This window comes from Microvirga vignae, assembly GCF_001017175.1.
GTDB lineage: Bacteria > Pseudomonadota > Alphaproteobacteria > Rhizobiales > Beijerinckiaceae > Microvirga > Microvirga vignae.
The window spans coordinates 1-25,850 of record NZ_LCYG01000060.1; the positions used below are offsets into that span (position 1 = coordinate 1).

The following is a 25,850-nucleotide window of genomic DNA, read 5'->3' on the forward strand; positions in this document are numbered from 1 at the left end:
GCTGCCGCCGCCATGGCCCCGCGTCAGGCCCGCACTCGTTGCAGGCATCCCCATCTTGGGAAGCGCTGCGTGTCCAAGACGGGGATCCCCGGCACAAGGCCGGGGATGACGCGGAGGGTTCATCGGCGATGCGAACAGACGGGGGATCCCCGCGACTGATCCCGGGATCAAGTCCGGGCACGGCCATGACGCGAGAGGAGCCCGATTTACGCCATTCAGAACGACATCGGAAGGACAATGCCTAATGCGCTGCCGCTTCCAGCAGGCGGGCAGCCGCAGCACGCGCTTCCTCGGTGATCGTCGCGCCGGCAAGCATACGGGCGATTTCCTCGCGGCGGGGCGCAGCCTCCAATGGAATGACCCGGGTTGCAACACGATCCTCCGCCCCGTTCACGCCTTCCTTGGCGATGAGGAAGTGGCTTTCGGCCCGGGCGGCTACCTGCGGAGCATGCGTCACGGCCATGACCTGGACACCCTTTGCCAGACGCGCAAGACGCTGGCCGATGGCATCCGCCACGGCACCACCGACGCCGGTATCGATTTCGTCGAAAACGAGGGTTGGAGCCGAGCCTTTGTCCGCCAGAATGACCTTGAGAGCCAGCATGAAGCGGGAAAGCTCACCGCCCGACGCCACCTTCATGAGCGGGCCCGGGCGGGTGCCGGGGTTGGTCTGAGCCCAGAACTCCACCCGCTCGAAGCCTGCGGGATCGCGGCTGTCTTCATCGGTCTGGATTTCCGTGATGAAACGGGCGCGTTCCAGCTTCAGGGGCGGCAGCTCGGCCTGCACGGCGGCATCGAGTGCCTGAGCAGCCTTCTTGCGGCCTGCCGACAGTTTCTTCGCGGCAGCAAGGTAAGCCAGGTCTGCTTCCTTCAAAGCGACCTCAAGGCCCGCGAGATGCTCCTCACCCGCATCAATGGCGGCCACATCGCTCTCGAACCGCTGGCGGAGGGCCGCGAGTTCGTCGGCGGGTACGTCATATTTGCGGGCTGCGGCGCGCAGCGCGAAGAGACGCTCCTCGGTCTGTTCCAACTCGCGGGGATCGTATTCGGTGGCGCGGATGGCCTCTTCGAGAGCCGCACGAGCCTCGTCGATGGCGACGAGCGCGGCATCGAGGGCTTTGACGCTGGGCTCCACGAGGGCCGGCGCCTGGGCGCTGCGGCGCTCCAGCTTGCGCACAGCAGCCGAGAGTTCGGGAACAGGCGATGCCTTACCCGCGACAGCCTCATAGGCCTCGTTGAGGTCTTGGGCCACCTTCTCGGATTGCATCATCACGACCCGGCGCTCGGCCAGTGTCTCCTCCTCGCCTCCTTGAGGATTGAGCGTGGTCAGCTCTTCCACGGCGTGGCGCAGGAAATCGACCTCCTTGCGGGCCTTCTCGATACGCCTGCGGTGCTCCTGGAGGGCCGCACGGGCCTCCCGCACCCGGCGCGCAGCCTCCGCCACGGCCTGGACCTCATCGGAGAGGCCGCCGAAGGCGTCGAGAATGGTGCGGTGGCTGACAGGATCGACGAGAGCGCGGTCGTCGTGCTGGCCGTGGATTTCGACCAGGGCCGACCCGATGGCCTTGAGCACCTGAACGCTCACGGGCTGATCGTTGACGAAGGCGCGGGTGCGCCCGTCCGCGACCTGGACGCGGCGCAGGATCAAATCGCCATCCACGTCGATATCCGCCTCGCGAGCGATGCAGCGAGCCGGATGGTCCATCGCGCAATCGAAGACAGCCGTGACCTGCCCTTGAGACTCGCCATGACGGACGAGGCTTCCGTCACCGCGCCCGCCGAGAGCCAGGGCAAAGGCGTCGAGCAGGATGGACTTGCCCGCGCCCGTTTCACCCGTGAGGACAGAGAGCCCCTCATGGAAATGAAGCTCAAGCCTGTCGATGAGGACGATGTCGCGTATCGCCAGCTGGATCAGCATGGAATGTGAGGCTTACCCCGCCCGCTGACCGACCTGGGGAACGCCACGGAACGCCTTGCTGATCCAGGACTGGGAGTCCTCGCGCGGCTCAACACCGCCCTTGGTCAGCAGGGCATAGGCGTCCTTGTACCAAGGACTGTCAGGGAAATTGTGGCCGAGAACAGCGGCAGCAGTCTGCGCCTCGCTGACGATGCCCATAGCCATATAGGCTTCGGTGAGACGCTCAAGCGCCTCTTCCGTGTGGCGAGTCGTCTGGTAACGCGAAACCACGGTACGGAAGCGGTTGATGGCGCCGGAGTAGTTGCGCTTCTGCAGGTAGAAGCGGCCGACCTCCATCTCCTTGCCGGCGAGCTGGTCGCCCGCAACCTGGAGCTTCTTCTTCGCGTCCGCTGCATATTCGGAGCGCGGATAACGCTGGATCAGGTCCTGCAGCGCGGCGATGGCGCGTTCGGAGGCAGCCTGATCACGGGTGATATCCGGAATTTGATCGTAATAGGACGACGCCAGCAGATACTGGGCATAGGCCGCATCCGCGGTGCTCGGATGCTGCTGCAGATAGCGCTTGGAAGCGGTGATCGCCTCCTCGTACAGGCCGCCCTCGTAATTGGCGTAGGCTTCCATGATCAGCCCTTTGCGCGCCCACTCGGAATAGGGATACTGGCGGTCGAGGCTGTTGAACTTCTTGGCCGCGCCTCCGAAATCCCGCTTCTGGATCCGGGCGAGACCGTCGTTGTAGATCTCTTCGGCCGGAACGTCGGCGACGATCTCCGGCTTATAGGTTTCGCTCTTGTCAAAGGGATTGAGCGACGACAGGGAATTGCAGCCGGCGAGCGCCAGACCGCAGGCGCCAACCAGCAGCGCGCGCCCGGCAGCGGTTCTCAAGCTCAAGTAAACCTTCGCGAAAGACATGGCTTCGCGGTCCTCCAAAATCCGTGCTCGGTGATTTTTTAACGATGCACCGAGGTTCTTTAACCTATACGGGGGGCAAGAGCCAACCCCATCCGGGAGGCTTTACCCAGTTGGATAGGGCAAAGCCGCCCGAAACCATGCGGCCAATAGGCGCTCGATGTATCTTTACAAGAAAAGTCTTAATGGATTTCGGGAGCGAAAGCCGTCATTGCCGCGCTGCCGACCTCCGCATAGCCCGTCTCGCGACGCGGAACGGCATCCACGATGGCGTAGTTCGAGCGGCTTGAGAACAGCGCTTCGAGCACGGAGAAGTTCAGGCGGTGGCCTCCGCAATAAGAGCGGTAGGTGCCGAGCAGCGGCAAACCGGCGAGCGACAGATCGCCAACCGCGTCGAGCAGCTTGTGGCGCACGAACTCGTCGCTGTAGCGCAGGCCTTCGGGGTTCATGATGCCGTCATCGCCAATGGCGACCGTGTTCTCGAGAGAGGCTCCGAGGGCAAAGCCAGCACTCCAGAGCTTCTCCACGTCGCGCATGAAGCCGAAGGTGCGGGCGCGGGAAATGTCGCGGCGGAACACGGAAGGCGAAAGGTCCACAGCCTTGCGCTGGCGGCCGATTACCGGAGTGGGGAAATCGATCTCGACGTCCAGGCGGAAGGCGCGCTCGTTCGGGAGAAGCTCGGCGAAAGCCTTGCCCTGGGTCACGCGAACGGGCCTGAGAACCTTGAGATAACGGCGGGTTGCGTTCTGAACGGCAATGCCGACCTGGTCGATCGCATCGATGAAGGGAGCAGAGCTGCCGTCGAGGATCGGCACTTCCGGCCCATCGATCTCGACGAGGACGTTGTCGATGCCGAGGCCCGTCAGAGCAGCCATCAGATGCTCGATGGTGGCCACTGCCCCGCTCTCGCGATCACCGATCACGGTGCAGAGCTCGGTCGCGGTCACCGCGAGGTGACGGGCATCGATGAGACGGTCGAGGCCGCCCGGCAGGCCGGTGCGCAGGAAAGCAATGCCATGGTTCACCTCCGCCGGGTGGAGGATCATCTTCACCTCATCCCCGGAATGGACGCCGATACCTACGAGCGTTACGGCGGCGCGGAGCGTGGTTTGATGGCTTTGCTTCATTATCTTTGAACCTCGAACATGATCGCCGCTTGAAAGAACCGCTGCGCGATGCGTTCGCTGTAAACTACTTCAACGGGCGGGATCGAAATGGAACCGGCCCTTTCGACATGGGCAACATAGTCTCCGGCTTAGGCTAGGCCAAATCACGCTTTTTTACGATCTGTTACAAACTCGGCAATTCTTAAACCTTTGTTAATAAACGGCTTTATGCAAGAAGGCCCCAGCCGCACATGCGGCTGGGGCCTCGCTCTGTAACAGTTCTGACAGGCTCAGTTGGCTTGGCGACGGAGAAAGGCCGGAATCTCCAGCTGATCGTCCTCCATGCCCCTCTGGGCGGGAGCCGGGCGCTGAGCCTGCGGAGCCGGACGACGGGCATACTCGGCATGCACCGGCGACATCTGCTGGCGTGGGGCCTCCTGGCGGGGTGCCTGCTCCACAGGAGCGTGCTGAGGCTCCTCGCGGCGGCCGAAGCCCATGGTGGCCAGACGCTGGATCAGAGACGGCTTATGCTCCTGGACCGGGTCGACCTCGCCACGGCTGGCGCGGATCTGATTCTGAGCCGGGATCGGCAGCTCATCGATTCGCGGCATCCGGGCCGGACGCATGGCGCGTTCGGCCTGCGGCGGAATGAAGGACTCCTGCATCGCCGGCTCTTCATAGACCGGCTGCTGGGGAGCCGGCTCATAAGTCATGGAAGGCTTGGGCTGGGCCGGTGTGAGAACCACGTCGTCCCGGATCACCGGCTGGGGAACCGTTTCCATGGCCTGGGGAGCCACAGCAGCCGGAACCGGGGTCAGGCCGGACGCGGATTCGGTCAGGATCGGAGCCGCCTTCACCGGTTCGGCCTGGGCGGTGGCGCGAAAGGTGGGTGTGGCCTGGGTCTGCGTGGCGCGGGCCCGGGCTTCGGCGCGCAGACGCTCGGCCACCTCGGAGATCCGCTGCTCGGTGGCAGAGAGATCGCCGCCATTCTCCATGACTGCCTGATCGATTCCGGTGGCCACCACGGAGACCCGGATGATGCCTTCCAGGCTCTCGTCGAAGGTGGCGCCCAGGATGATGTTGGCATCCTGATCCACTTCCTCGCGGATGCGGGTGGCTGCTTCGTCGAGTTCGTAGAGGGTGAGATCATTGCCGCCGGTGATCGAGATCAGCAGGCCGCGAGCGCCCTTCATCGACACATCGTCGAGGAGAGGGTTGGCAATGGCCGCCTCGGCGGCGCGGATCGCGCGCTTCTCGCCGGAAGCCTCGCCTGTGCCCATCATGGCCTTGCCCATGCCGCGCATGACGGAGCGCACGTCGGCGAAGTCGAGGTTGATGAGGCCTTCCTTCACCATCAGGTCGGTAATGCAGGCGACGCCCGAGTAGAGAACCTGATCAGCCATCGCGAAGGCGTCCGCGAAAGTGGTCTTCTCGGTGGCGACACGGAAGAGGTTCTGGTTCGGGATGACGATGAGGGTATCGACCGCCTGCTGCAGTTCGGCGATGCCGGCCTCAGCCAGACGCATGCGACGCACACCCTCGAACTGGAACGGCTTCGTGACGACACCGACCGTCAGTATACCGAGTTCGCGGGCAGCGCGAGCCACGACCGGAGCAGCGCCCGTGCCGGTGCCGCCGCCCATGCCGGCGGTGATGAACACCATGTGGGAACCGGCGAGCTGATCGCGGATCTCGTCGATCACCTCTTCAGCGGCAGCGCGGCCGACTTCCGGCTGCGAGCCTGCGCCGAGACCCTCGGTGACCTGAATGCCCATCTGGATCACGCGCGGAGCCTTGGAGGAGGCAAGCGCCTGTGCGTCGGTGTTCGACACCACGAACTCGACGCCCTCCAGACCCGACTCGATCATGTTGTTCACGGCGTTGCCGCCGGCGCCACCGACACCGAAGACAGTGATGTGCGGCTTGAGTTCCCGGATGTCCGGAGTGTGATTGATTGCCATGACCTGTGCCTCTTTGGCCTTTTAACTGACAGCGTTTGGCCGACGCTTACCCTGGTTGACTTGAACTCCCGCGATGACCCGCCGCGTCACCGCGTTACGCATTTAAAAACTATCGCGAATCCATCGGCCCACCCGCGAGAAGTAGCCGTCAGTTCCCGTACTCTGAAACAAGCCGCTCGAGCGCGGCTCGAAATACTCGATGTGCGCCACCTGGGGATAAACCAGGAGGCCGACCACCGCCGAAAAGGCAGGGCCCTTTGCCGCCTCAGGCAGACCCTTGATGCCGAGCGGACGCCCGACACGAACCTGGCCCTGCAGAATGCGGCGTGCCGTTTCCGGCAGCCCGACAAGTTGGCTTGCGCCACCCGTCAGCACGACGCGCCGTCCGGCCTGGGCGGCGAAGCCCGCGCTTTTCAGGCGATCGCGCACGAGTTCGAGGATCTCCTCGACCCGCGGCTTGATGATGCGAACGAGGTGCGACTTCGGCAGATGGTTCGGAACGTCACGTTCGTCCTCATCGACCTGCGGCACCGCGATCATGTCCCGGTCATCCGCGCTTGAGGTGATTGCGGAGCCGTAGAGTGTCTTGAGCCGCTCGGCAGCGGAGACGCGGGTCGTGAGACCGCGCGCGATGTCCATGGTCACGTGATGACCACCGACGGCGATGGCATCCGTGTGCACGAGATGCCCGTTGGAGAAGATGCCCACGCTCGTGGTGCCCGCTCCCATGTCGACGACGGCGCAGCCCATGTCGGCTTCATCATCGACCAGAGCCGAGAGGCCCGAAGCGTAGGGAGAGGCGATCACCGCCTCGACACCAAGGTGGCAGCGCTCGACCGCGAGCATGAGGTTGCGCGCGGCCGCTGCTTCCGTGGTGACCACGTGCAGATCGACACCGAGCTGCTCGCCGATCATGCCGGCGGGATCCACGATGTGATTTTGCGCATCGAGCGAGAAGCCTGTGGGCAGCGCATGCAGAACCGCCCTGCCCCGGCGCAGATCGTAAGAGGATGCCGCATCGAGCACACGGTGAACGTCTCCGTTGCTCACAGCGCCGCGCACGGGTACATGCGCCTCGAAATGCTCGGAGGCGAGACGGCCGCCGGTGAGGCTCACGATCACCGACTGGATCTCGACCTTCGCCATCCGCTCGGCTGCGTGAACAGCCTGGCGGATCGCGCTTTCCGCCGCTTCCAGATCGACAACGACACCACTCTTCAAGCCAGCGGAGCGCTGATGGCCGATGCCGAGGATGCGCGCCACATGGGTGCGGCTGCGCAGGGACTCCACTTCATCGGACGGCTTCAGCTCCGCCACGACGCAGACCACCTTGCTCGTTCCGATGTCGAGGACCGAGAGAATGGCGCTCTTGCGCGCAGACAAAGGCTTGAGACGCGGCGTTAGTCCGTGACCGGAGAGACTCATGTTTCGACCCCCTTGCCGCGCATCGGTTTCTTCTTGAGCGACTCGGCGCGGGCCAGAGCCGCCTCCTCCGTGAGACGAACCACGACGCGATCAGCCATACGCAGATCGATCGCGAGCACGTCTTTTTCCAAAATCTTCTGTTCGTTCTCGAGCTTCACGAGACGGGCCAGCGCATCGGCTGCGCCCTGCTCAGGCAGGCGCACGTCCATGCCGTTGTCCATCTTCAGCGTCCAACGGCGGCCCGACACGAGCGTGCCCGCGCGGATGCGGGCCTTCAGAGGACCAGCAGCTTCGAGAAGCGCCAGATATTCCTTGCTGCGGATATTGGCGTTCTCGCCCACCACGAAGGGCAGATCGACGAAGCGCTCGTCCTGCATCAGGTCGATGACGGTGCCATCGGCGGCAATAATGAACAGCTCGCCGTTGTTCTGCCAGATCGCATAGGGCTCGCGTTCGGTGAGCGTGATCACGAGCTCGTTCGGATAGAGCTTGCGCACAGTGGCGCTCTCGATCATAGGCACATGCTCGAGACGCTCACGCAGCGTGTTCACGTCGAGGAAGACCAGCGACAGCTTGGAATTAAGGCCCGCTGCAGTCAGCACCTCGGTTTCGCGCATCTGCGCGATGCCGGAAATCGTGACCTGCTCGAGACCGAGGCCAAGCGCGCGCGCCAGGGCGTGATGCGGCTGGCCGTTCTCGCGGATGAAAGTGTCGAGATGGCCACCCTGCCAGAGACCGAAGGTCACAACTCCGGAGAAGAAGCCGAGAGTGAGCCAGGTGCCGAGATAACGCGGGATACGCTTCTCGATAGGAACGCCCGCGGACCGCCGCCGGACGCTCTTCGAGGAGCCGAAAACCTTTTTGATTCGGGGAGGCTGCCTGTCAGAGGCAGCGCGCGTCGCAACAACGCCGGCCTGATAGGCCGTCATCGATTGCAGGTAGCGTCCTCCACCATCCATTGCACAAGCTCGCCAAACGAATAGCCCGCGTGGGCTGCCAGTTCTGGCACCAAGCTCGTCTCGGTCATGCCGGGTTGCGTGTTGACCTCCAGGACCACGAGTTCCCCGGTTCCTCCGGGTGTGTCGTCGTACCGTAAGTCGGCGCGGCTGATTCCCCTGCAGCCGAGCGCTTGATGCGCCGTTAACGCCAACTCTTGGACCTTTTGGTAAATATTCGGTTTAATTTCTGCCGGCAGGACGTGAATGGACCCGCCCTTCACATACTTTGCATCGTAGTCGTAGAAGACCCCAGTGGCGGGGCGGATATCGATGACTCCCAGGGCCTTGGCACCCATGACCGCGCAGGTGAGTTCACGACCCGCAACATATGATTCGACAAGGACTTGATCGCCGAACGCCCAGTCTTCCCGAAGCAGTTCCTGAGGCGGGTGAGTGCGGTCTTCACGGACGATGATGACGCCCACTGAGGAGCCCTCGTTCACCGGCTTGACCACATAGGGAGCGGGCAGGACGTGGCTTTTCGCCGCCTCCAATCTGTTAACGACCATACCCTTCGGCACTGGCACGCCGGCGGCGGCCATGATGACCTTGGCCTTGTCCTTCTGCATGGCGAGCGCCGAGGCCAGGACGCCGGAATGGGTATAGGGAATCCTCAACACCTCCAGGAGACCCTGGATGGTGCCGTCCTCGCCGACGCGGCCGTGAAGGGCATTAAACACCACATCCGGCGCAACGGCCTGAAGAACGGTGGCGATATCGGGCTGCACGTCGATGGGAGTGACCTTGTACCCCTGCTCTTCCAATGCCTTGCAGCAGGCCCGGCCAGAGGCCAGGCTCACTTCGCGCTCCGCGGACCAACCGCCGTAGAGAATGGCAACGTGCTTGGCCATGACATGCTCCTCGAGCTGCAACCGGCGTTCAGTGAAGCAGCCGGGCGTTAACAAAGTGATTCGGGGTTACGCGTTACGCGCGACCGACCCGCTTGATTTCCCATTCGAGCTCGATGCCCGACATCTCGCGAACCCGGCGGCGCACTTCCTCACCTAGGGCTTCGATGTCGGCTGCCGAGGCCGAGCCGTGGTTGATGAGGAAGTTGCAGTGCATCTCGGAGACCTGGGCATCCCCGATCCTTAAGCCCCGACATCCGGCGGCGTCGACCAGTTCCCAGGCCTTGCCGCCCGGAGGGTTCTTGAAGGTGGAGCCGCCCGTGCGGGTGTTGACCGGCTGCGTCGAAGAACGCGCCTCGGTGATGGCATTCATCTCCGCCAGAATCTCATCCGGATTGCCGGGACGGCCCTCGAAGAGAGCTTCCGTGAAGATCACATCGTCAGGCACGCTCGAATGGCGATAGGTGAAACCCATCTGCGCATTGGTGAACGTCACGATTTCCCCGGCGCGGGTCAGGCCTTTGGCCTCGACGAGAACATCCATCGTTTCGCCGCCATAGGCACCGCCGTTCATGCGAAGTGCGCCGCCGATGGCGCCTGGAATGCCCCGCAGAAATGAGAGACCGGCGATGCCGGCTTCGGCTGCCGCACGCGCTACCTTCACGTCAGGAGCACCTGCGCCTGCACGCACGCGAAGCCCTGCCTCGACGGAGACTTCCGAGAAGCCCTTTCCTAAACGGATTACGACACCTTCCCAGCCGCCATCGCGGATGAGCAGGTTGGAGCCGAGACCCACGACGAGTACCGGGATCTGCCGATCGAGATGCTGCAGGAAGTAAGCGAGATCGTCCGTATCGACCGGTGTGAACAGCACCTGCGCCGGACCGCCGGTGCGAAACCACGAGAGCGGCGCTGTCGGCGCATTCGCCTCCAGCTTGCCGCGCAGCTCCGGCATCGTGGCCTTCAGGTCGGGAGTGATGTCAGCGAACATCACGCCGCCTTCTCGCCCAGCACTTCGAGTTCACCCGGCAGCGCATAAGCCCACTGCGTGATGTTGCCGGCGCCAAGGCAGATCACGTAGTCGCCCGGCTTCGCCACACCCTTGATGAGACCCGCAAGGTCTTCCGCTTTTTCGAGTGCCATCACGCTACGATGGCCGCGCGCCTTGAGGCCGGAGACGAGGCTGTCGCGATCAGCTCCCGGGATCGGCTGCTCGCCCGCGGCATAAACTGGCGCGACGATCACCGCATCCGCATCGTTGAAGCAGGTGCAGAACTGATCGAACAGGGACGACAAGCGCGAATAGCGGTGCGGCTGCACCACGGCGATCACCTGGCCCTCCGTCGATGCGCGCGCGGCTTTGAGCACCGCGGCGATCTCGATGGGATGGTGGCCGTAATCGTCGAACACGGTGATCCCGTTCCACTCGCCCGTGCGCGTGAAGCGCCGCTTCACGCCGCCAAAGCCTGCGAGCGCCTTGCGGATCGCATCAGGCGAGACACCGAGCTCATGCGCAACGGCGATGGCTGCCGTGGCATTGAGCGCATTGTGCGCGCCGGGCATCGGCAGAACGAGATCTTCGAGTTCGAGACGGAAGCCTGGGCGACGGTCACGGATCATCACGCGGAAGCGGTTCTGACCGCCGCGCGAGTCCACGTCCATCAAGCGGACATCAGCCTGCGGGTTTTCGCCATAAGTGATAATGCGCCGATCCTCAATGCGACCGACGAGGTCCTGCACGGTCGGATGATCGATGCACATCACCGCGAAACCGTAGAACGGGATCGAGTCGATGAAGGAGCGGAAGGCGTCCTTGATCGCATCGTAGGTGCCGAAATGATCGAGGTGCTCGGCATCGATGTTCGTGACGATGGCAACGTCCGCCGGCAGCTTGAGGAAGGTGCCGTCGGATTCGTCCGCCTCCACCACCATCCACTGGCCATCGCCCATGCGGGCATTGGTGCCATAGGCGTTGATGATACCGCCGTTGATCACTGTCGGGTCAAGGCCGCCCGCATCGAGCAGAGTCGCGACGAGCGATGTCGTCGTGGTCTTGCCGTGCGTACCAGCGACTGCGACGCAGGACTTGAAGCGCATGAGCTCAGCGAGCATTTCCGCGCGGCGCACGACGGGCAGGCGTTTCTCGCGGGCGACGATCAGCTCCGGGTTGTCTCGCTTGATCGCGGTGGAAACCACGACGATCTCGGCATTCTCTACGTTCTCGGCCTTGTGACCGATGAAGGTCTTGATGCCTTTGTCGGCGAGGCGCTTGACGTTGTAGTTGTCGGCAGCGTCCGAGCCCTGAACCGTGTAGCCCAGATTATGCATGACTTCGGCGATGCCCGACATGCCGATGCCGCCGATACCGATGAAGTGAATGGGACCTAGCTTCGGCGGCAGTTTCATGAAGGCATTCCGTTCTTGTTAGAAGGTATCAGGTTGAGGACAGCGTGAGCCAGACGCTCGGCCGCATCCGTGATCCTGGCGCTATGTGCAGCGGCAGCGGCTTTGGTCAAGCGGTCAGGCTCTTGAAAATAGGAACGAATCTCGTTCGCCAAGCGCTCAGGGGTGAATTCCGTTTGTGGGCAAACGATGGCAGCGCGGAGATCGCCAAGGGTTTTGGCGTTGGCGGCCTGGTCCTGATCGAGCGAACCCGGCAGTGGCACGAGGATCGAGGGGCGACCGATCACCGCAAGCTCCGCGACTGTCGAGGCACCGGAGCGGGAGATGACGAGATGCGCGTCACCCAGTCGCTTCGGCAGGTCCTTGAAGAAGGGCTCGGCCTCGAACTCCACGCCCAGACGCTGGTAATGCGCGCGCACCCGCTCCAGGTCCTCTCCCCTCGCCTGCTGGGTGATGGTGACGCGAGCGCGCAGTTCCGGCGGCAGCAACTCGATGGCCGGCGGAACGACATCGCTCATCACGCGCGCGCCCTGGCTGCCCCCCACGACGAGGAGGCGCATCTTTCCGCTCGGCTCAAGCGTGGAGTAAGCCTGCTGAGAGGCTTTCAGCACCGCCGGACGGATAGGATTACCAGTCTGGATCACCTGGCCCGGTACATTCTCCGGGATGCCCTTGATATTGGCAAAGCCAGTCGCGATCACCGTGGCGCGACGCGCGAGCAGCCGGTTTGCGCGGCCCATCACGCCATTGGCCTCGTGGATCACCGTCGGCACTTTGAGGAGCGATGCGGCAACGACTGGCGGCACGGTAGGATAGCCGCCGAAGCCGACAACCGCATCCGGCTTCAGTTTGCGAATGGTGCCCATGGCTTTCAGCGTCCCTTGAGCAAGCAGCAGCGCGGCCTTCGCAATCTGCGGTACGGAACGGCCTGAGGGCGTGGCGGACGGGATCTCGATGATCTCGTCCGCCGGGAACGAGCCTGCATAGGCATTCGCGCGCTTGTCGGTGGCAAGCACCACGCGGCAGTCGGAAGCCTTCAGCACGTTGGCGAGGGCTTCCGCTGGGAAGAGATGGCCACCGGTGCCGCCGGCGGTGAGAAGGACGAGAGGCTTATTTTTCACCGCTGCCATTCCTGATTGAACTGCTCCATCATTTCGGCGCGTGGGCGGCGGCGGGTGAGCGCGATGAGGAAGCCCATCCCGAGCGCCAGCGACAGCAGCGAGGAGCCGCCATAGGAGATGAACGGGAGCGTCATGCCCTTGGCGGGCATGAGGTGCACATTCACCATCATGTTGATGGCGGCCTGCAATCCGAACATGAGGACGAGGCCCGTGGCGGCGAGACGGCAGAAGGTGTCCTCGTTTCTCTTGGCGAGCATCAGGCCGCGCAGCACGATGAAGGCGAAGAGCACAAGCAGACCGAGGCACACGATGATGCCGAACTCTTCCGCCGTCACGGCGAAGATGAAGTCGGTATGCGCATCGGGAAGGATGCGCTTCACCGTTCCCTCGCCGGGACCGCGCCCAAGCCAACCGCCGCGCGAGAAGGATTCCATCGCCGTATCCACCTGGAACGTGTCCCCCGAATCCTTGTCGAGGAAGCGCTCGAAACGGGCGCGCACGTGCGGCAGGAATTCGTAGGCCGCGACGATGCCGACAAGACCCGCACCACCAAGGCCCATCACCCAGAACCAGTGCAGGCCCGCGACGAAGAAAAGACCGCACCATACGATGGTGACGAGCATGGTCTGGCCAAAATCGGGCTGCAGGATGAGCGGGATGATCGTAGCCGGCAGGAGCATCAGCGCGAGGAGCGCGCCCGGCATATCCTTGCGCCGCGCACCCTCGGAGAAGGCCCAGGCGGCAAGAACGACGAAAGCCGGCTTCACGAATTCGGAGGGCTGGATACCGAGCGGGCCGATCAGGACCCAGCGATGCGCACCTTTGATCTCAGGCCCGAACTGGAAGGCGAGCCCGATCAACACCATGCCACCGAGATAGACCAGCAGCGCCAGGCGACGGATGTGGCGCAGGGACAGGAACGAGACCGGCAGCATGATGAGAAGCGCCGGAATCAGGAATAGCACCTGACGGTTCACGAAGTGGAAGGTCGAGAGCCCCAGGCGTTCCGCGACGGGCGGGCCGCCCGCCATGAGAAAGACGAGACCTGCGAGCATGAGAATTGCAAGCGCCGCCAGCAGCAGCCGGTCGACGGTCCACCACCAATCGCTGAAAGCCGAGCGTTCCGCGCGCGACACCATCTTCAAGCCCCCTTGGCTTCAACACCCGGCAATGCCCGGACTAGCTCGCGAAAATGATTTCCGCGCACTTCGTAATTCGGAAACTGATCGTAGGATGCGCAGGCAGGCGACAGGAGAACAACCGAGGGTCCATTCATCGCCGCCGCATCGGCTGCCGCCTGCTGAACGGCATTGTCGAGCGTGCCGGAGCGGACATAAGGGACACCGTTCCCAAGCGTCTTTGCGAACTCTTCCGTGGCCGCGCCGATCAGATAGGCCTTGCGGATCTTCGGGAAGTATTCTTTCAGAGGCTCGATGCCGCCTTCCTTCGGCTTGCCGCCGAGAATCCAGAGGATGTTGTCGAAGGACTTGAGTGCCTTCTCCGTGGAGTCGGCGTTGGTGGCCTTGGAGTCGTTGATGAAGAGCGTCGAACGAATACGCCCGACCTCTTCCATGCGGTGAGGAAGACCGGGGAACGTATAAAGACCAGACCTGATCTTCTCGCCGGAGACACCGAGCGCCACGGCGACAGCAACGGCCGCTGCTGCATTCTGGGCATTGTGAGAGCCACGCAGTGAACCGATGCCCGCCAGATCAGCCACAGCGACCGCATCAGACGGAGTGACTTGAACCAGGGTGGTACCGTCAGCAAAGAAACCTTCTGCACCCATTGGCTCGATGGAGATGCGTGTCACTTTCACGCCTTTTGCAGTGCAGGTGTCCGCAATCGCACGGCTCAAACCATCATCAATTCCGATGACCGCCTGCTGGGCCTTCGCCACCAGCCGCTCCTTGATCGCCGCGTAGCTCTCCATCGTCCCATGCCGGTCGATGTGATCCGGCGACAAGTTGAGGTGAACGCCGACCGTGGGCGCTAACGACGGCGCAAGGTCGATCTGGAACGAGGAGCACTCGATCACGTGGATGCGGCTGTCGGAGGGCGGCTCAAGCGAGAGGATCGCGGTTCCGATATTGCCGCCCATCTGCACGTCGCGGCCTGCCTCGCGCAGGATATGCGCAATGAGCGCGGTCGTCGTGGACTTGCCGTTGGTCCCGGTGATGGCGACGAAGGGTGCGTCCGGCGCAATCCTCGCACGCTCGCGGCAGAAGAGCTCGATATCACCGATGATCTCGACGCCCGCCTCGTTCGCTAGCTTTGCCGACCAGTGCGGTTCCGGATGCGTCAGGGGAACGCCGGGCGAGAGGATAAGCGCCGACACTTTCGACCAATCGAGCTGGCGCAGATCGCCCGTCCCGATACCCTTGGCGGCAGCTTCGGTCATCTTTGCGGGATTATCGTCGCAAGCCACGACGTGCGCCCCACCCTCTTTCAAGGCGAGCGCCGTCACGAGGCCCGATCCGCCAAGGCCGAAGAGGGCGACTGTTTTGCCGGAGAAGGTCGTGACGGGCGTCATCAGAATTTACCGCAACTTGAGGGTCGAGAGGCCGACGAGGGCGAGCACCACGGCGATGATCCAGAAGCGGATCACCACCTGAGGCTCGGTCCAGCCCAGCTGCTCGAAGTGATGGTGAATCGGCGCCATCTTGAAGACGCGCTTGCCCGTGAGCTTGAACGAGGCCACCTGGATGATCACGGACATGATCTCCAGCACGAAGAGACCGCCGACGATGGCGAGCACGACCTCGTGCTTCGTTGCCACCGCAATGGTGCCGAGAAGGCCACCGAGTGCGAGCGAACCCGTGTCGCCCATGAAGATCTGCGCCGGAGGCGCATTGAACCAGAGGAAGCCTATGCCGGCGCCAATTAACGCGCCGCAGATCACGGCAAGCTCGCCGGTGCCGGGCACGAAGTGGATCTGCAGGTAATTGGCGAAGACGGCATTACCGGCGAGGTACGCAATAAAGCCAAAGGTGCCTGCCGCGATCATGACCGGCACGATGGCAAGACCATCGAGACCATCCGTGATGTTCACCGCATTGCCTGCGCCGACGATCACGAAGCCCGCGAAGACGATGTAGAACCAACCCAGATTGAAGAGCAGTTCCTTCGAGAACGGCAGCGCCAGTTTGTTCGCAAGACCGGGCGTTGCCATGTAGGAAATGGCAACGCAGGCGACAGCCGCGATGATCGCCTCGATGGCAAGACGCGATTTGCCCGAGAAACCCTTATGCGACTGCTTCGTGACTTTCAGGTAATCGTCGTAAAAGCCGATGGCACCGAAGCCGACGGTCACGAACAGCACGATCCAGACATAATGGTTTTCGAGATTGGCCCAGAGCAGCGTCGAAACCAGCACGCCCGCCATGATCATCAGGCCGCCCATGGTCGGCGTGCCGCGCTTCGTGAGAAGGTGCGATTGCGGTCCATCCTCACGGATCGGCTGCCCCTTGCCCTGGCGTACGCGCAGCAACGAGATGATCGACGGCCCAAACAGGAACACGAAGAGCATGGCTGTCGCCGTCGCGCCCCCGGTGCGGAACGTGATGTAGCGGAAGATATTAAGAGGGCTGAAGTAGGGGCTGAGCTCAGCCAACCAGGTCAACATTCGTGTTTATCCTTTCAGCGCGTTCGCCGTTGGGCTCGCGCCGTAACGTTCTTTCAGAGCCTTGACGACCAAAGCCATCTTCATGCTGAGCGATCCCTTGACGGTCACCGCATCGCCGGGACGGATTGCAGCGCAGACCACATCGATGAGCTCGGCGGAGGTCCCAGCATGCGCCGCAACCTTCGCCTCCGGCAGGCGGTCGACGAGATTCTTCATCAAAGGCCCTGCCGCGAAAACAAGATCGATGTTGTTGGCTTCGATCGCCTCTGCGAGTCCCTCGTGAAGGGCGGGACCCTTCTCGCCCAGCTCCTTCATGTCGCCCAGCACAGCTAGACGCCGAGCTTGGCCGTTAAGTTCCATCGCGCCCAGATTGGCAAGCGCTGCCCGCATGGAGGCTGGATTCGCATTGTAGCTCTCGTCAATGAGCAGCGCCTCGTCTCCGTCGATGGAGAGCATCGTGCGCTCGCCGCGCCCCACGGGGGGCTTCAGATCGGCAAAGGAAACCGCAACCTGCGCCAGATCCACGCCGAGCGCATGGCATGCGGCAAGCACGCTCAAGGAATTGAGGGCGATATGCCGTCCCGCCGTGCCGATCCTGTAGCTCAGAAGCTGGCCGAAGACGCGGGCCTCGACGAGCGACTGGTCGGGTTTTACGACGATCCGCTCGGCGCGGATATCGGCAGCCTCCTGCTCCCCGAAGGAGATTACACGGCCTGCGGCGGACGCGAGCGCGTGCGCCTTCATGCGCTCGAAATATGGGCTGTCGCGGTTGATCACCGCCGTGCCGCCGGGCTCCAGGCCAGAGAAGATCTCGCCCTTGGCATCCGCGATGCCCCAGAGCGAAGGAAAGAATTCGATATGCACCGGCTCGATGGTGGTGATCACGGCCACATGCGGGCGAACCATCGCGGTGAGCGGCAGGATTTCGTGGGCATGGTTCATGCCGATCTCGAACACGCCGAATTCGGTCCCGCGCGGCATACGGGAGAGGGTGAGCGGAACGCCCCAATGGTTGTTGTAGGAGGCGACTGACGCGTGTGTCGCGCCCTGACGGGAGAGCGCAAGGCGCATGGCTTCCTTCGTGCCGGTTTTGCCGACAGATCCCGTGATCGCGACGATCTTCGCATCCGTGCGCTTGCGTGCCGCACGACCCAACTGGCGCATGGCTTCGAGAACGTCAGGCACGACGATGAGCCTGTCGGATGCGAAGGCAGGAGCTTTTTCCTCGGACACGACAGCGCCCGCAGCACCCTTCTCGAGAGCGCCCGGCACGAAATCATGACCGTCATGCACATCGCCCTTGATGGCGAAATAGAGATCGCCGGGCTCCAGCGTGCGCGTGTCGATGGAGGCGCCGGTCGCCTTGTCAAAGCCGCGGCCGATACGGGCGCCGGTGGCGGCTACGATCTCATCCAAGCTCCACAAAGGTGAACTCATCCCTGCCTCTCCGCAATAGCCGCCCGGACCTCGTCATGATCCGAGAACGGCAGGGTCCGGTCGCCGATGATTTGGCCCGTTTCATGGCCTTTGCCGGCCACGACCAGAATATCGCCCGGTTGGAGCTCTTTCACGGCGGTGCGGATGGCCAAAGCCCGGTCTCCGATCTCGCGGGCACCGGGAGCCCCTTTCAACACCTCGGCACGGATCGCGGCTGGGTCTTCGGAGCGAGGATTATCGTCCGTGACGATGACAATATCCGCCTTATCGGCGGCGATGCGGCCCATGAGTGGACGCTTGCCCTTGTCGCGATCTCCGCCGCAACCGACGATGCAGACGAGACGACCTTTGGTGAAGGGGCGCAGGGCATCGAGCACATGGGCCAGTGCATCGGGCTTGTGCGCGTAATCGACGATGCAGATCGCACCATCGACCTCGCCCACCTGCTCGAGCCGGCCCGAGACACCTTTCAGCGTCTTGAAGCCCTCGAAGACTTCGTCCGCCCTGCCCCCGCCTTCCACAGAGAGCACGAGACCGGCGGCGACGAGCGCATTCTCGACCTGGAAGGCACCGAGAAGCGGCAGGGTCGTTTCGAACTCTTTGCCGAACGCTTCAATGGTCAGAGTCTGTCTGAAGCCTTCCGGACGCGCTTCGACGAGACGCAACGTCTCGCCCATGCTTCCGGTGGTCAGCATCGTCAGACCGCGATTGCGCACACCATGCTGGAACACATCCGCGTAAGGCCCATCGGCATTGATGATGGCAGGAGCATCGGCAGGCAGAAGCGTGTCGAACAGGCGCAGCTTCGCGGCGGCATAAGCCTCGGTCGTGTTGTGATAATCGAGGTGGTCGCGACCGAGATTGGTGAAGCCCGCAGCGCTCAGGCGAACACCGTCGAGGCGGCGCTGATCGATTCCGTGGGAAGAGGCCTCCATTGCCAGACGAACCACGCCATCCTTCGCGAGCTTGTCGAGCGTCTGATGCAGAGAGATCGGATCAGGCGTCGTGAGCGAGCCATAGGCCGCGCCATCCGACGTGATCACGCCGAGCGTGCCGAGGCTTGCCGATTTGTAACCGAGCGACGCGAAGAGCTGGCGCGTGAAATCGGCCACGGAGCTCTTGCCGCTTGTGCCTGTGACAGCAACCACCTTCTCCGGCTGCTGCGGATAGAACCGGGATGCTGCGAGCGAGAGAGCCTCCCGCACATCGCGCACGCGAATATACGCTACGTTGGCAGCCAAGGCGGAAGGACGCTCCGCCTCTCCCACGATGGCAACCGCGCCAGCGGTCACTGCCTGCGTCACGAAGCTCATGCCGTCCACCTTCGTGCCTGGCACGGCGAAAAACACGCTGCCGGGCCCGACTCTGCGGCTGTCGGAGGCGATGCCCGTCACAGACAAGTGTGCTTCCGGAAAGCCCTTGGCCTCCGGAAGCAGATCGCTCAATTGAATGGAGTTCGTCATGATTACCGGATGCCCCATGCGTTGAGGCGCGACATGAGTGGGAAAGGCTGTACCGGCGGCTCGAACCGGGGAGGAACTCCCAAGAGCGGCGCGACGCGTTCGATGATGTTTCCTGTCACGGGACCCGCATTCCAGCCGGCGGTCGAGAAGCCGTAGGTGCCCTCGACCGCCTGCGGCTCGTCCATAATGGTCAGGAACACGTATTTCGGCTTGTCCGCAGGGACAACCGCCGTGAACGTAGTGAAGTTCTTGTTCTTGGCATAGCGGCCGTTGATCACCTTCTCCGCCGTGCCGGTCTTGCCGCCGACGAAGAAGCCCGCGATTGACGCCGACCCCGCCGAGCCTTCCGGGGTCGAGGCGTTGAGGCGCATCACATAGCGCATGGCCTCGCTTGTCTCAGGCTTGAGTACCTGCAACGCATTCTGCCGCGCCTCGGCCTCAGTGCGTTTCAAAAAGGTCGGCTTGATCATCACGCCGCCATTGACCAGTGCTCCGACGGCCATGAGTGCTTGGAGCGGCGCGACGGCAAGGCCGTGGCCGAAGGCGATGGTCATGGTGTTGAGCTCGCCCCAGCGGGGCGGAATGATCGGCAAGGCGTTTTCAGGCAGCTCCGTTTCGAGGCGGGACAGCTGGCCCATCTTGCGCAGGAAGGTTTTGTGGCCCTCGACGCCGATGCCGAGCGCCATGCGCGCCGTCCCGATATTGGACGAGTGAACGAACACTTCCGGTGTCGTCAGAATGCGGCGCGTGGGGTGATAGTCGCCGATGGTGAACTTTCCATAGCGCAGACCGGACCGGGCATCGAAGGTCGAGTTGATGTTGTATTTTCCGGAATCGAGCGCCATCGCCACGGTGAGCGCCTTGAAGGTCGAGCCCATCTCGAACACGCCGACATTGATGCGGTTGATCCGGTCCTTGTCGAGCGCGTCCACGGGGTTGTTGGGATCGTAGTCGGGCAGCGAGACAAGGGCGATTACCTCGCCGGTGTTCACGTCCAGGACAGCGCCGGCAGTGGCCTTCGCCTTGAACTTCGCCATGCCCTTCGCAAGCTCGTCACGCAGAGCATGCTGCACGCGCAGATCGAGCGAGAGCTGAACGGGCTTCAGATCGGCGGCGGAGATGTTGAAGCCTGCACCGTTGAGATCCTGCAGGCCCATGCTGTCGATGTATTTCTCGATGCCAGCGATGCCCACGTTGTCCACGTTGGCAAAGCCCAGCACGTGAGCAGCAGCCTCGGCATTCGGATAGACACGCTTGTTCTCAGGCAGGAACCCCACACCCGGAATGCCGAGTCGGTGCACCTCGGCCTGCTGGCGCGGCGTGATCTCGCGCTTGACCCAGACGAAGCCCTTCTTGGTGTTGAGCTTGTTGCGCAGCTCCGTGGCATCGAGATCGGGCAGAACGGCGGTGAGCAACTCCACCGCCTCATCCTTGTCGATGATGTTGCGTGGCTCCGCGAAGACGGAGACCATCTTCACATCGGTGGCGAGGATTTCTCCATTGCGGTCCACGATATCGGGACGAGCTGCGGAGATTTCCGAAGAAGCCGCGCGCCGCACCTCGCTCGTGTTCTCGCTGGTCACGGCGAGCTGAACGAGACGCCCCCCAATCACACTGAACAGACCGACGAAACAGAAGGCGGCCAAGCCCACACGGGACGTGCTCTTGTCGAGACGCAACCGGAACAGCTCTCGCGCATACGAGAGAATGCCTGTCTTGGGTGGAGGGCTCTTAGCCTTCAGTTCGAGTTGAGGCTCGTGCAACACGGGGCTTACCGGTTCGGGGTTCGGGTCGATGGGGTACGGGCTTCGTTGCTCTTGTCCTTCGGCGTTGCCGTCGGTTCGAGCAGGCCAAGCGCTTCGAGTTTGCGGCCGATCTCATCCTCGCGCGTCGGACGGTTCGGCAGATCGGACAGACGCGCCAGTTGCTGGATCTTCAGGGCATGAAGATCGAGATGCTGATCGGCAGCGGCCTGAAGGCGATCCGGGCGGTCGAGATATTGCCACTCAGCCTGCAGCACGGCGATGGCTTCGCGCTCGCGCTGCACCTTGGATTTCAGCTTCGCCACCTGCTCGGCATAGTAGAGCGTGTCGTACTTGATCGAATAGGCATAGCCCGCCGAAGCGATGAGGGCGGAGATCGCGACGAAATGGAGCAGCTTGGTCATCGCCGCCCTCCCCTTTTCTCCGCTGTCTGCGGCAGTTCGGCCAACATGGTGATGGCGCTGAGCGGTTCCTGCGGCGGCTCGCTCGTCCGTGAACCAGCTCGCAGCTTCGCCGAGCGCGCGCGCGGGTTCCGTGCCATTTCCTGCTCGCTCGGACCAACCGGGCCCTTCGTCACCGCCTCGAATGTCGGCTCAGGCGCAGCCATGGTCGGCATGTGGCGTGAGCCGCTCGGCATGCGTCCGGTGCGCGCCGCGAAGAACTGCTTCACGATGCGGTCTTCGAGCGAGTGGAAGGTGACGACCACGAGCCGCCCGCCAGGCTTCAGAATGCGCTCGGCGGCGTGCAGCGCGCGCACCAGTTCACCCAGCTCGTCATTGACCGCGATACGAAGCCCCTGGAACACGCGAGTTGCCGGATGAATGCCGCCCGGCTCCTGACGGATCAGCGAGGCGACAAGATCGGCAAGCTGACGCGTCGTCTGGAATGGCTCCCGACGACGAGCCTCGATAATGGCGCGAGCAACCGCCCGGGCACGGCGCTCCTCGCCGTAATGATAGAAGATGTCGGCGAGCTCGGTCTCGGAGGATTCATTGACGATGTCGGCAGCGCTCGGGCCCTCCTGCTCCATGCGCATGTCGAGCGGGCCATCATTGCGGAACGAGAAACCGCGCTCGGCCTGATCGAGCTGCATGGACGAGACGCCGATATCGAGAACGACACCATCGACGGCTTCGAATCCTTGAGCACGTGCAATCGCGTCGAGATCGCCGAAGCGCCCCGGCACGAGCATGAGGCGCTTCTTGAATTTCGCGGTCAGCGCAGCACCGCCCGCAATCGCATCGGGATCGCGGTCGATGGCAATCACTTTGTTTTGAGGATGAGCATCGAGAATTGCGCGCGTATATCCGCCCGCGCCGAACGTGCCGTCGATGTAGAGACCGCCGCGCTTCACATCGAGCGCATCGCACACCTCCGCCAGGAGCACAGGAACGTGACGGGTCGGTCCGCCAGCGGCTCCGGCTCCTGGGCCGTCGCCGCGTCCCATCATTGCTCCCGCACTCCTGGTGAGGTGTTCTGCACCATACGTGGCTCCACAACCCGGGTTCCCAGCGCCTTCTTCAGGTCTCTGACCTTCGTGCGCGCCTCCTCCAAGTGCGCACGGAAACGCTCGGGCTCCCAAATCTGGAACTTGTGACCGAGTCCGACGAACGTCACGGTATCGCCAATCCCGGCATGTACTTTCACTGAGTCCGTCAGGATGACACGCCCCTCCGGATCGACTTTTAGAATTTCGCTGGTCCCAAACAATGCGGTCGACAGCTGATCCCGTTCGTCCGAATAGGGCGACAGCGTCGACAAGAACGCATCGATCTCGTTCAGAAGCGTGTTGCCACCTGCGTCCAAGGCCTGCGCATCGAGCGCGGGATGAACGTAGAGACCCTCGAACCCATCCCTGGCCAGCACGGCCCGGAAGGATGCGGGGATCGAGACGCGACCCTTCGAATCCAACTTGTTGGTGAAATTGGACACGAAGCGGTTCATTGGCCGCAGCTCGCCAGCTCCCGATTGTCAGCCCCCCGGCAGACCTGGTCGGCCTGCCACCCGCAGCCGGCGAGAACGCCACTTTCAGAAGCAGGATGTTAGCGCTTGTGATGCGCTTAACGTCCCCTTCGGAAGACACCGTCGACGGGATGGTTTGGGATAACATGGGATAATATGGTCGTCAACGGAACGAGGGTGGGACGCATGCCTTGCAGCATGCAGCCCCCATGAGACGTATTTAGGGTTAATGAATCGTAAGCGGACCAAAGGTTTGGTCCGCTTTGTCGCAGTTTGGGGCCTGTGGAAAAGAAGGGGTCAGCCGGCCTGTAAGCCGGGTTCTGTATGGTCCAAGGTCTAACCCTTGAACGTGGCGGCCATTCCTCTGGGACGGCCATTGCTGACCGCCTCAAGCAACCAACCCGGACGACCAGCCTGGAAGCAGGCCTGGCGCGAACGCCTGTCGTCCCTATTCGGTTTTGCTCCTGGTGGGGTTTACCATGCCGTCCGCATTACTGCGTCCGCGGTGCGCTCTTACCGCACCCTTTCACCCTTACCCTGCCAAGCAGGGCGGTTTGCTTTCTGTGGCACTATCCCTGGGGTCGCCCCCGCCGGACGTTATCCGGCACCTTGCTTCCATGGAGCCCGGACTTTCCTCCTCGAGCAAGCTCGAAGCGGCCGCCCGGCCAGCTGACAGAGGGGATGTGGTGCGAAACACAGGCCTGCGTCAAGGCCTTGAGCCTCATTCGGCCGCGGCCGTAAGCATCTTGACCTTCGCACAATAGGCCCGCGAGGCACCGGTCATCGTCGTCGTGCGGAGGCCGAACTGATAACGCAGGATCGCACCGCAGGTGTCCCCGCCAGCCAGCTTGTGGGCGACGGCGAGATATTTCAGGCCGAAACGCAGATTGGTTTCCGGATCGAGCAGGCCAGCGGCATCGCCCTTGTATCCCAAGGAGTGAGCCGTGTGCACATTGATCTGGGTGAGACCCACATTAGGGCCATTGCGAGCACCGGGATTGTAGCGGCTCTCAAGCCGTACCACCGCATCGGCCAGATCGTAGGACAAGCCGTTCTCGGAGGCATAGCGAGCAATCAGAGGCTTCAGAGCATTGGCCTTGACGACATCCGCCCGCTCGGAGCGGGAGCGAACAGGGAGCTCTGCTGGAAGCGAGGCGGTTTCCTCGACATTGGCCTCATGTGCCGCTTCCTGGGCAGTCGCTGCAGGTGTCTCGGTCGCCGCCTTCGCAACAGCAGCGGCGGGAGCTGCAGCAACAGCTTCTCTAACTTTCTTCTTGTTGTCGGTGCTTTTTGCAGCCTTGCCAGACTTCGCAATCTTGGCGGCTCCTGCAGCCTCGGCCGCCTCCTGCTCTTCCTTGAGCGCAGCCTCAGCCGTCCTGTGCTCTTCGATCTGGGCACGCACGAGCTGCTCGGCTTCCTCTGGGGAAATCAGGCTGTTTTCAGCCCTCGCCTGTGACCCGAGGGCAAGTGCAATTGCGCCGAGAATCGCGACCACCAATGTTCTCAGATAATGCTGCCAAGTCATACATAAACTCCAAATGGCACAGGTCGCGGGGCCGCGGTGGGTGGAGCCCAAATAAGGCAAAGTTGTGACTTGGCAGATCGCAATTGTGTTCAATGAATGCTCAAGCTAGACGCTGATTCTTCGTGAAATCGAAGCGCAAAAAGGCGGGGAATAGCCTCCGCGCCTTAACAAAAAATTTTTCTACAGCTCATTGAGGAACAAGGAACTTCTTCCCCGCGTCGGGAGTTGGCGTCAGCGTAAGGTCAAGCTAAGGATGGGCTGGGCAGCCTACAGCCCGCTAGATACAGGGAAGCCTCCATGAAGAAGATCATTACAGCGATTGCCGCGGGTGCTCTCACCCTCTCGATGGCAGCCTGCAACACTCCTGGCGAGCGTGCAGTCGGTGGCGCCGCCGTCGGCGGTCTGGCTGGTGCGGCTATCGGTGGCGCAGCAACCGGTCGTGCAAGCGGCGCTCTCGCCGGCGGTGCCATTGGCGCAGCTGGCGGTGCAATCGTCGGTGCAGCAACGGCTCCTCGCGGCCCGGCCTGCCCATACGGCACGTATCAGGACATGTACGGCAACGTCTATTGCCGCTAGGATAGTCCTTGAATCTGAATTCAGGGGCCGAGATCTTCTCGGCCCCTTTTCTTTTGCCTGAAGTTGAGCGACCACTGTTTCCAAGATGATTCAGTCGATTTGGGGTAAGCTTGGTGGTGCCGGCATCGGCTTGGCGTTCGGAGGGCCGATTGGCGCTCTCCTGGGCGGCGTTGCCGGCCATGTGCTCATTGATCGCGAGGGCGCTCCGTTCGGAAAGCCGCCGCGCGATGTGCTGTTCACTATGGGTCTCGTGGCGCTCGCCGCGAAGATGGCCAAGGCCGATGGCGTGGTCGTCGACGTCGAAGTGAAGGCCTTCGAACAGGTCGTCGATGTGCCCGCCGACGAGCATGAACGCGTGAAGCGCCTGTTCGAGCTTGCGATGCAAACCACGGATGGGTTCGAGGCTTACGCCCGCCAGATTGGCATGGAGTTCAAGGAAGAGCCCGCTCTGTTGGAAGACGTGATCGACGGTCTCTTCCATATCGCCAAGGCCGACGAAGCCGTTCACGACGCCGAATATCTCTACCTTAAGAACGTGGCGGGGATCTTCGCCTTCTCGGAAGCCGAGTTCGAGCGCATCGCCGCCCGCCACGTGAAGCGAGCGGACGATCCTTACCTTATCCTCAAGGCTGACAGGGCCATGAGCGACGAGGAGCTGAAACGGCACTATCGCAAGATGGTCGCCGAGAACCATCCCGACCGGGAGATCGCCCGTGGCCTGCCGCCGGAGGCGGTGAAGATCGCAACCGAGCGCCTGGCCGCGATCAATGCCGCTTGGGAGCGCATCGCCACCGAACGGAACCTCAGGTGAGA

The 25,850-nt window shown here is 62.8% G+C and carries 22 protein-coding genes and 1 other RNA gene; 2 read left to right on the plus strand and 21 right to left on the minus strand.

The features are described from left to right. Positions 1 to 241 precede the first annotated feature (241 nt). The 21 genes from recN to AA309_RS32370 all read right to left on the minus strand — a co-directional run bounded on the left by recN (position 242) and on the right by AA309_RS32370 (position 24,461). Positions 242 to 1,918 carry a DNA repair protein RecN gene (gene recN, locus AA309_RS21650; RefSeq protein ID WP_047191109.1) on the minus strand — a complete coding sequence of 559 codons (1,677 nt, stop codon included), beginning with the start codon at positions 1,916 to 1,918 and terminating at the stop codon, positions 242 to 244. A 12-nt stretch (positions 1,919 to 1,930) separates the two neighbouring features. Beyond that, positions 1,931 to 2,827: an outer membrane protein assembly factor BamD gene (locus AA309_RS21655; protein WP_047191110.1), complete on the minus strand. Its 897-nt coding sequence runs from the start codon at positions 2,825 to 2,827 to the stop codon at positions 1,931 to 1,933. Between the two features lie 179 nt (positions 2,828 to 3,006). Beyond that, positions 3,007 to 3,951, minus strand: a complete 945-nt coding sequence (lpxC, locus tag AA309_RS21660; protein ID WP_047191111.1) for a UDP-3-O-acyl-N-acetylglucosamine deacetylase — start codon at positions 3,949 to 3,951, stop codon at positions 3,007 to 3,009. A gap of 269 nt (positions 3,952 to 4,220) precedes the next feature. Then, on the minus strand, positions 4,221 to 5,891 hold the full coding sequence (gene ftsZ, locus AA309_RS21665; RefSeq protein WP_047191112.1) for a cell division protein FtsZ: 1,671 nt from the start codon (positions 5,889 to 5,891) through the stop codon (positions 4,221 to 4,223). Positions 5,892 to 5,993: 102 nt separating this feature from the next. Beyond that, positions 5,994 to 7,316: a cell division protein FtsA gene (ftsA, locus tag AA309_RS21670; protein ID WP_047191113.1), complete on the minus strand. Its 1,323-nt coding sequence runs from the start codon at positions 7,314 to 7,316 to the stop codon at positions 5,994 to 5,996. Continuing rightward, positions 7,313 to 8,275, minus strand: coding sequence for a cell division protein FtsQ/DivIB (locus tag AA309_RS21675; RefSeq protein WP_047191114.1), 963 nt, complete (start codon positions 8,273 to 8,275; stop codon positions 7,313 to 7,315). Before AA309_RS21675 ends, ftsA begins: the two co-directional genes overlap by 4 nt. Then, complete coding sequence (locus tag AA309_RS21680) at positions 8,242 to 9,165, minus strand: D-alanine--D-alanine ligase (protein ID WP_047191115.1); 924 nt, start codon at positions 9,163 to 9,165, stop codon at positions 8,242 to 8,244. The genes AA309_RS21675 and AA309_RS21680 overlap by 34 nt, the downstream gene beginning before the upstream one ends. A gap of 73 nt (positions 9,166 to 9,238) precedes the next feature. Next, a complete protein-coding gene (gene murB / locus AA309_RS21685) occupies positions 9,239 to 10,156 on the minus strand; it encodes a UDP-N-acetylmuramate dehydrogenase (protein ID WP_047191116.1) in 918 nt (305 codons plus the stop codon). Further along, positions 10,153 to 11,568 carry a UDP-N-acetylmuramate--L-alanine ligase gene (murC, locus tag AA309_RS21690; RefSeq protein ID WP_047191117.1) on the minus strand — a complete coding sequence of 472 codons (1,416 nt, stop codon included), beginning with the start codon at positions 11,566 to 11,568 and terminating at the stop codon, positions 10,153 to 10,155. The genes murB and murC overlap by 4 nt, the downstream gene beginning before the upstream one ends. Then, positions 11,565 to 12,686: an undecaprenyldiphospho-muramoylpentapeptide beta-N-acetylglucosaminyltransferase gene (gene murG, locus AA309_RS21695; protein ID WP_244470442.1), complete on the minus strand. Its 1,122-nt coding sequence runs from the start codon at positions 12,684 to 12,686 to the stop codon at positions 11,565 to 11,567. The genes murC and murG overlap by 4 nt, the downstream gene beginning before the upstream one ends. After that, positions 12,683 to 13,825 (minus strand): FtsW/RodA/SpoVE family cell cycle protein, encoded by a 1,143-nt coding sequence (locus tag AA309_RS21700; protein WP_047191119.1) that lies wholly within the window; start codon positions 13,823 to 13,825, stop codon positions 12,683 to 12,685. The genes murG and AA309_RS21700 overlap by 4 nt, the downstream gene beginning before the upstream one ends. A gap of 2 nt (positions 13,826 to 13,827) precedes the next feature. Beyond that, positions 13,828 to 15,219 carry a UDP-N-acetylmuramoyl-L-alanine--D-glutamate ligase gene (gene murD, locus AA309_RS21705; protein WP_047191120.1) on the minus strand — a complete coding sequence of 464 codons (1,392 nt, stop codon included), beginning with the start codon at positions 15,217 to 15,219 and terminating at the stop codon, positions 13,828 to 13,830. Positions 15,220 to 15,225: 6 nt separating this feature from the next. Beyond that, entirely contained in the window at positions 15,226 to 16,311 is a 1,086-nt protein-coding gene (gene mraY, locus AA309_RS21710; RefSeq protein ID WP_047191121.1) for a phospho-N-acetylmuramoyl-pentapeptide-transferase, read from the minus strand. Positions 16,312 to 16,317: 6 nt separating this feature from the next. Further along, positions 16,318 to 17,748 (minus strand): UDP-N-acetylmuramoylalanyl-D-glutamyl-2,6-diaminopimelate--D-alanyl-D-alanine ligase, encoded by a 1,431-nt coding sequence (locus AA309_RS21715; RefSeq protein WP_047191122.1) that lies wholly within the window; start codon positions 17,746 to 17,748, stop codon positions 16,318 to 16,320. Then, positions 17,745 to 19,211 (minus strand): UDP-N-acetylmuramoyl-L-alanyl-D-glutamate--2,6-diaminopimelate ligase, encoded by a 1,467-nt coding sequence (locus AA309_RS21720; RefSeq protein ID WP_047191123.1) that lies wholly within the window; start codon positions 19,209 to 19,211, stop codon positions 17,745 to 17,747. The genes AA309_RS21715 and AA309_RS21720 overlap by 4 nt, the downstream gene beginning before the upstream one ends. Positions 19,212 to 19,213: 2 nt before the next feature. Beyond that, complete coding sequence (locus AA309_RS21725; protein ID WP_150117680.1) at positions 19,214 to 20,977, minus strand: peptidoglycan D,D-transpeptidase FtsI family protein; 1,764 nt, start codon at positions 20,975 to 20,977, stop codon at positions 19,214 to 19,216. A 5-nt stretch (positions 20,978 to 20,982) separates the two neighbouring features. Next, positions 20,983 to 21,378 (minus strand): cell division protein FtsL, encoded by a 396-nt coding sequence (gene ftsL, locus AA309_RS21730; protein WP_047191124.1) that lies wholly within the window; start codon positions 21,376 to 21,378, stop codon positions 20,983 to 20,985. Beyond that, positions 21,375 to 22,424 (minus strand): 16S rRNA (cytosine(1402)-N(4))-methyltransferase RsmH, encoded by a 1,050-nt coding sequence (gene rsmH / locus AA309_RS21735; RefSeq protein WP_047191125.1) that lies wholly within the window; start codon positions 22,422 to 22,424, stop codon positions 21,375 to 21,377. Before rsmH ends, ftsL begins: the two co-directional genes overlap by 4 nt. Continuing rightward, a complete protein-coding gene (gene mraZ / locus AA309_RS21740; RefSeq protein ID WP_047191126.1) occupies positions 22,421 to 22,918 on the minus strand; it encodes a division/cell wall cluster transcriptional repressor MraZ in 498 nt (165 codons plus the stop codon). The genes rsmH and mraZ overlap by 4 nt, the downstream gene beginning before the upstream one ends. 311 nt (positions 22,919 to 23,229) lie before the next feature. Further along, positions 23,230 to 23,609, minus strand: an RNA gene (gene rnpB, locus AA309_RS32380) — RNase P RNA component class A. Between the two features lie 48 nt (positions 23,610 to 23,657). Then, the gene (locus AA309_RS32370) at positions 23,658 to 24,461 is read right to left on the minus strand and encodes a lytic transglycosylase domain-containing protein (RefSeq protein ID WP_052954921.1); all 804 of its coding nucleotides are present in this window, start codon (positions 24,459 to 24,461) and stop codon (positions 23,658 to 23,660) included. A 297-nt stretch (positions 24,462 to 24,758) separates the two neighbouring features. On the opposite strand from AA309_RS32370, the gene AA309_RS21750 reads away from it, so the two are divergent. Continuing rightward, entirely contained in the window at positions 24,759 to 25,037 is a 279-nt protein-coding gene (locus AA309_RS21750) for a glycine zipper domain-containing protein (protein WP_047191127.1), read from the plus strand. An 85-nt stretch (positions 25,038 to 25,122) separates the two neighbouring features. Beyond that, positions 25,123 to 25,848, plus strand: a complete 726-nt coding sequence (locus tag AA309_RS21755; protein WP_047191128.1) for a TerB family tellurite resistance protein — start codon at positions 25,123 to 25,125, stop codon at positions 25,846 to 25,848. Positions 25,849 to 25,850: the final 2 nt, after the last annotated feature.

Bases quoted from the DNA above. Each gene is read 5' to 3' on its own strand.
- AA309_RS32370 (WP_052954921.1), bottom strand. From the start codon at position 24,461: ATGACTTGGCAGCATTATCTGAGAACATTGGTGGTCGCGATTCTCGGC.
- recN (WP_047191109.1), bottom strand. From the start codon at position 1,918: ATGCTGATCCAGCTGGCGATACGCGACATCGTCCTCATCGACAGGCTT.
- lpxC (WP_047191111.1), bottom strand. From the start codon at position 3,951: ATGAAGCAAAGCCATCAAACCACGCTCCGCGCCGCCGTAACGCTCGTA.
- ftsL (WP_047191124.1), bottom strand. From the start codon at position 21,378: ATGACCAAGCTGCTCCATTTCGTCGCGATCTCCGCCCTCATCGCTTCG.
- AA309_RS21700 (WP_047191119.1), bottom strand. From the start codon at position 13,825: ATGGTGTCGCGCGCGGAACGCTCGGCTTTCAGCGATTGGTGGTGGACC.
- mraZ (WP_047191126.1), bottom strand. From the start codon at position 22,918: ATGAACCGCTTCGTGTCCAATTTCACCAACAAGTTGGATTCGAAGGGT.
- murD (WP_047191120.1), bottom strand. From the start codon at position 15,219: ATGACGCCCGTCACGACCTTCTCCGGCAAAACAGTCGCCCTCTTCGGC.
- AA309_RS21755 (WP_047191128.1), top strand. From the start codon at position 25,123: ATGATTCAGTCGATTTGGGGTAAGCTTGGTGGTGCCGGCATCGGCTTG.
- murC (WP_047191117.1), bottom strand. From the start codon at position 11,568: ATGAAACTGCCGCCGAAGCTAGGTCCCATTCACTTCATCGGTATCGGC.
- AA309_RS21655 (WP_047191110.1), bottom strand. From the start codon at position 2,827: ATGTCTTTCGCGAAGGTTTACTTGAGCTTGAGAACCGCTGCCGGGCGC.
- AA309_RS21675 (WP_047191114.1), bottom strand. From the start codon at position 8,275: ATGGATGGTGGAGGACGCTACCTGCAATCGATGACGGCCTATCAGGCC.
- AA309_RS21720 (WP_047191123.1), bottom strand. From the start codon at position 19,211: ATGACGAACTCCATTCAATTGAGCGATCTGCTTCCGGAGGCCAAGGGC.
- ftsZ (WP_047191112.1), bottom strand. From the start codon at position 5,891: ATGGCAATCAATCACACTCCGGACATCCGGGAACTCAAGCCGCACATC.
- ftsA (WP_047191113.1), bottom strand. From the start codon at position 7,316: ATGAGTCTCTCCGGTCACGGACTAACGCCGCGTCTCAAGCCTTTGTCT.
- rsmH (WP_047191125.1), bottom strand. From the start codon at position 22,424: ATGATGGGACGCGGCGACGGCCCAGGAGCCGGAGCCGCTGGCGGACCG.
- AA309_RS21750 (WP_047191127.1), top strand. From the start codon at position 24,759: ATGAAGAAGATCATTACAGCGATTGCCGCGGGTGCTCTCACCCTCTCG.
- AA309_RS21715 (WP_047191122.1), bottom strand. From the start codon at position 17,748: ATGAGTTCACCTTTGTGGAGCTTGGATGAGATCGTAGCCGCCACCGGC.
- mraY (WP_047191121.1), bottom strand. From the start codon at position 16,311: ATGTTGACCTGGTTGGCTGAGCTCAGCCCCTACTTCAGCCCTCTTAAT.
- AA309_RS21680 (WP_047191115.1), bottom strand. From the start codon at position 9,165: ATGGCCAAGCACGTTGCCATTCTCTACGGCGGTTGGTCCGCGGAGCGC.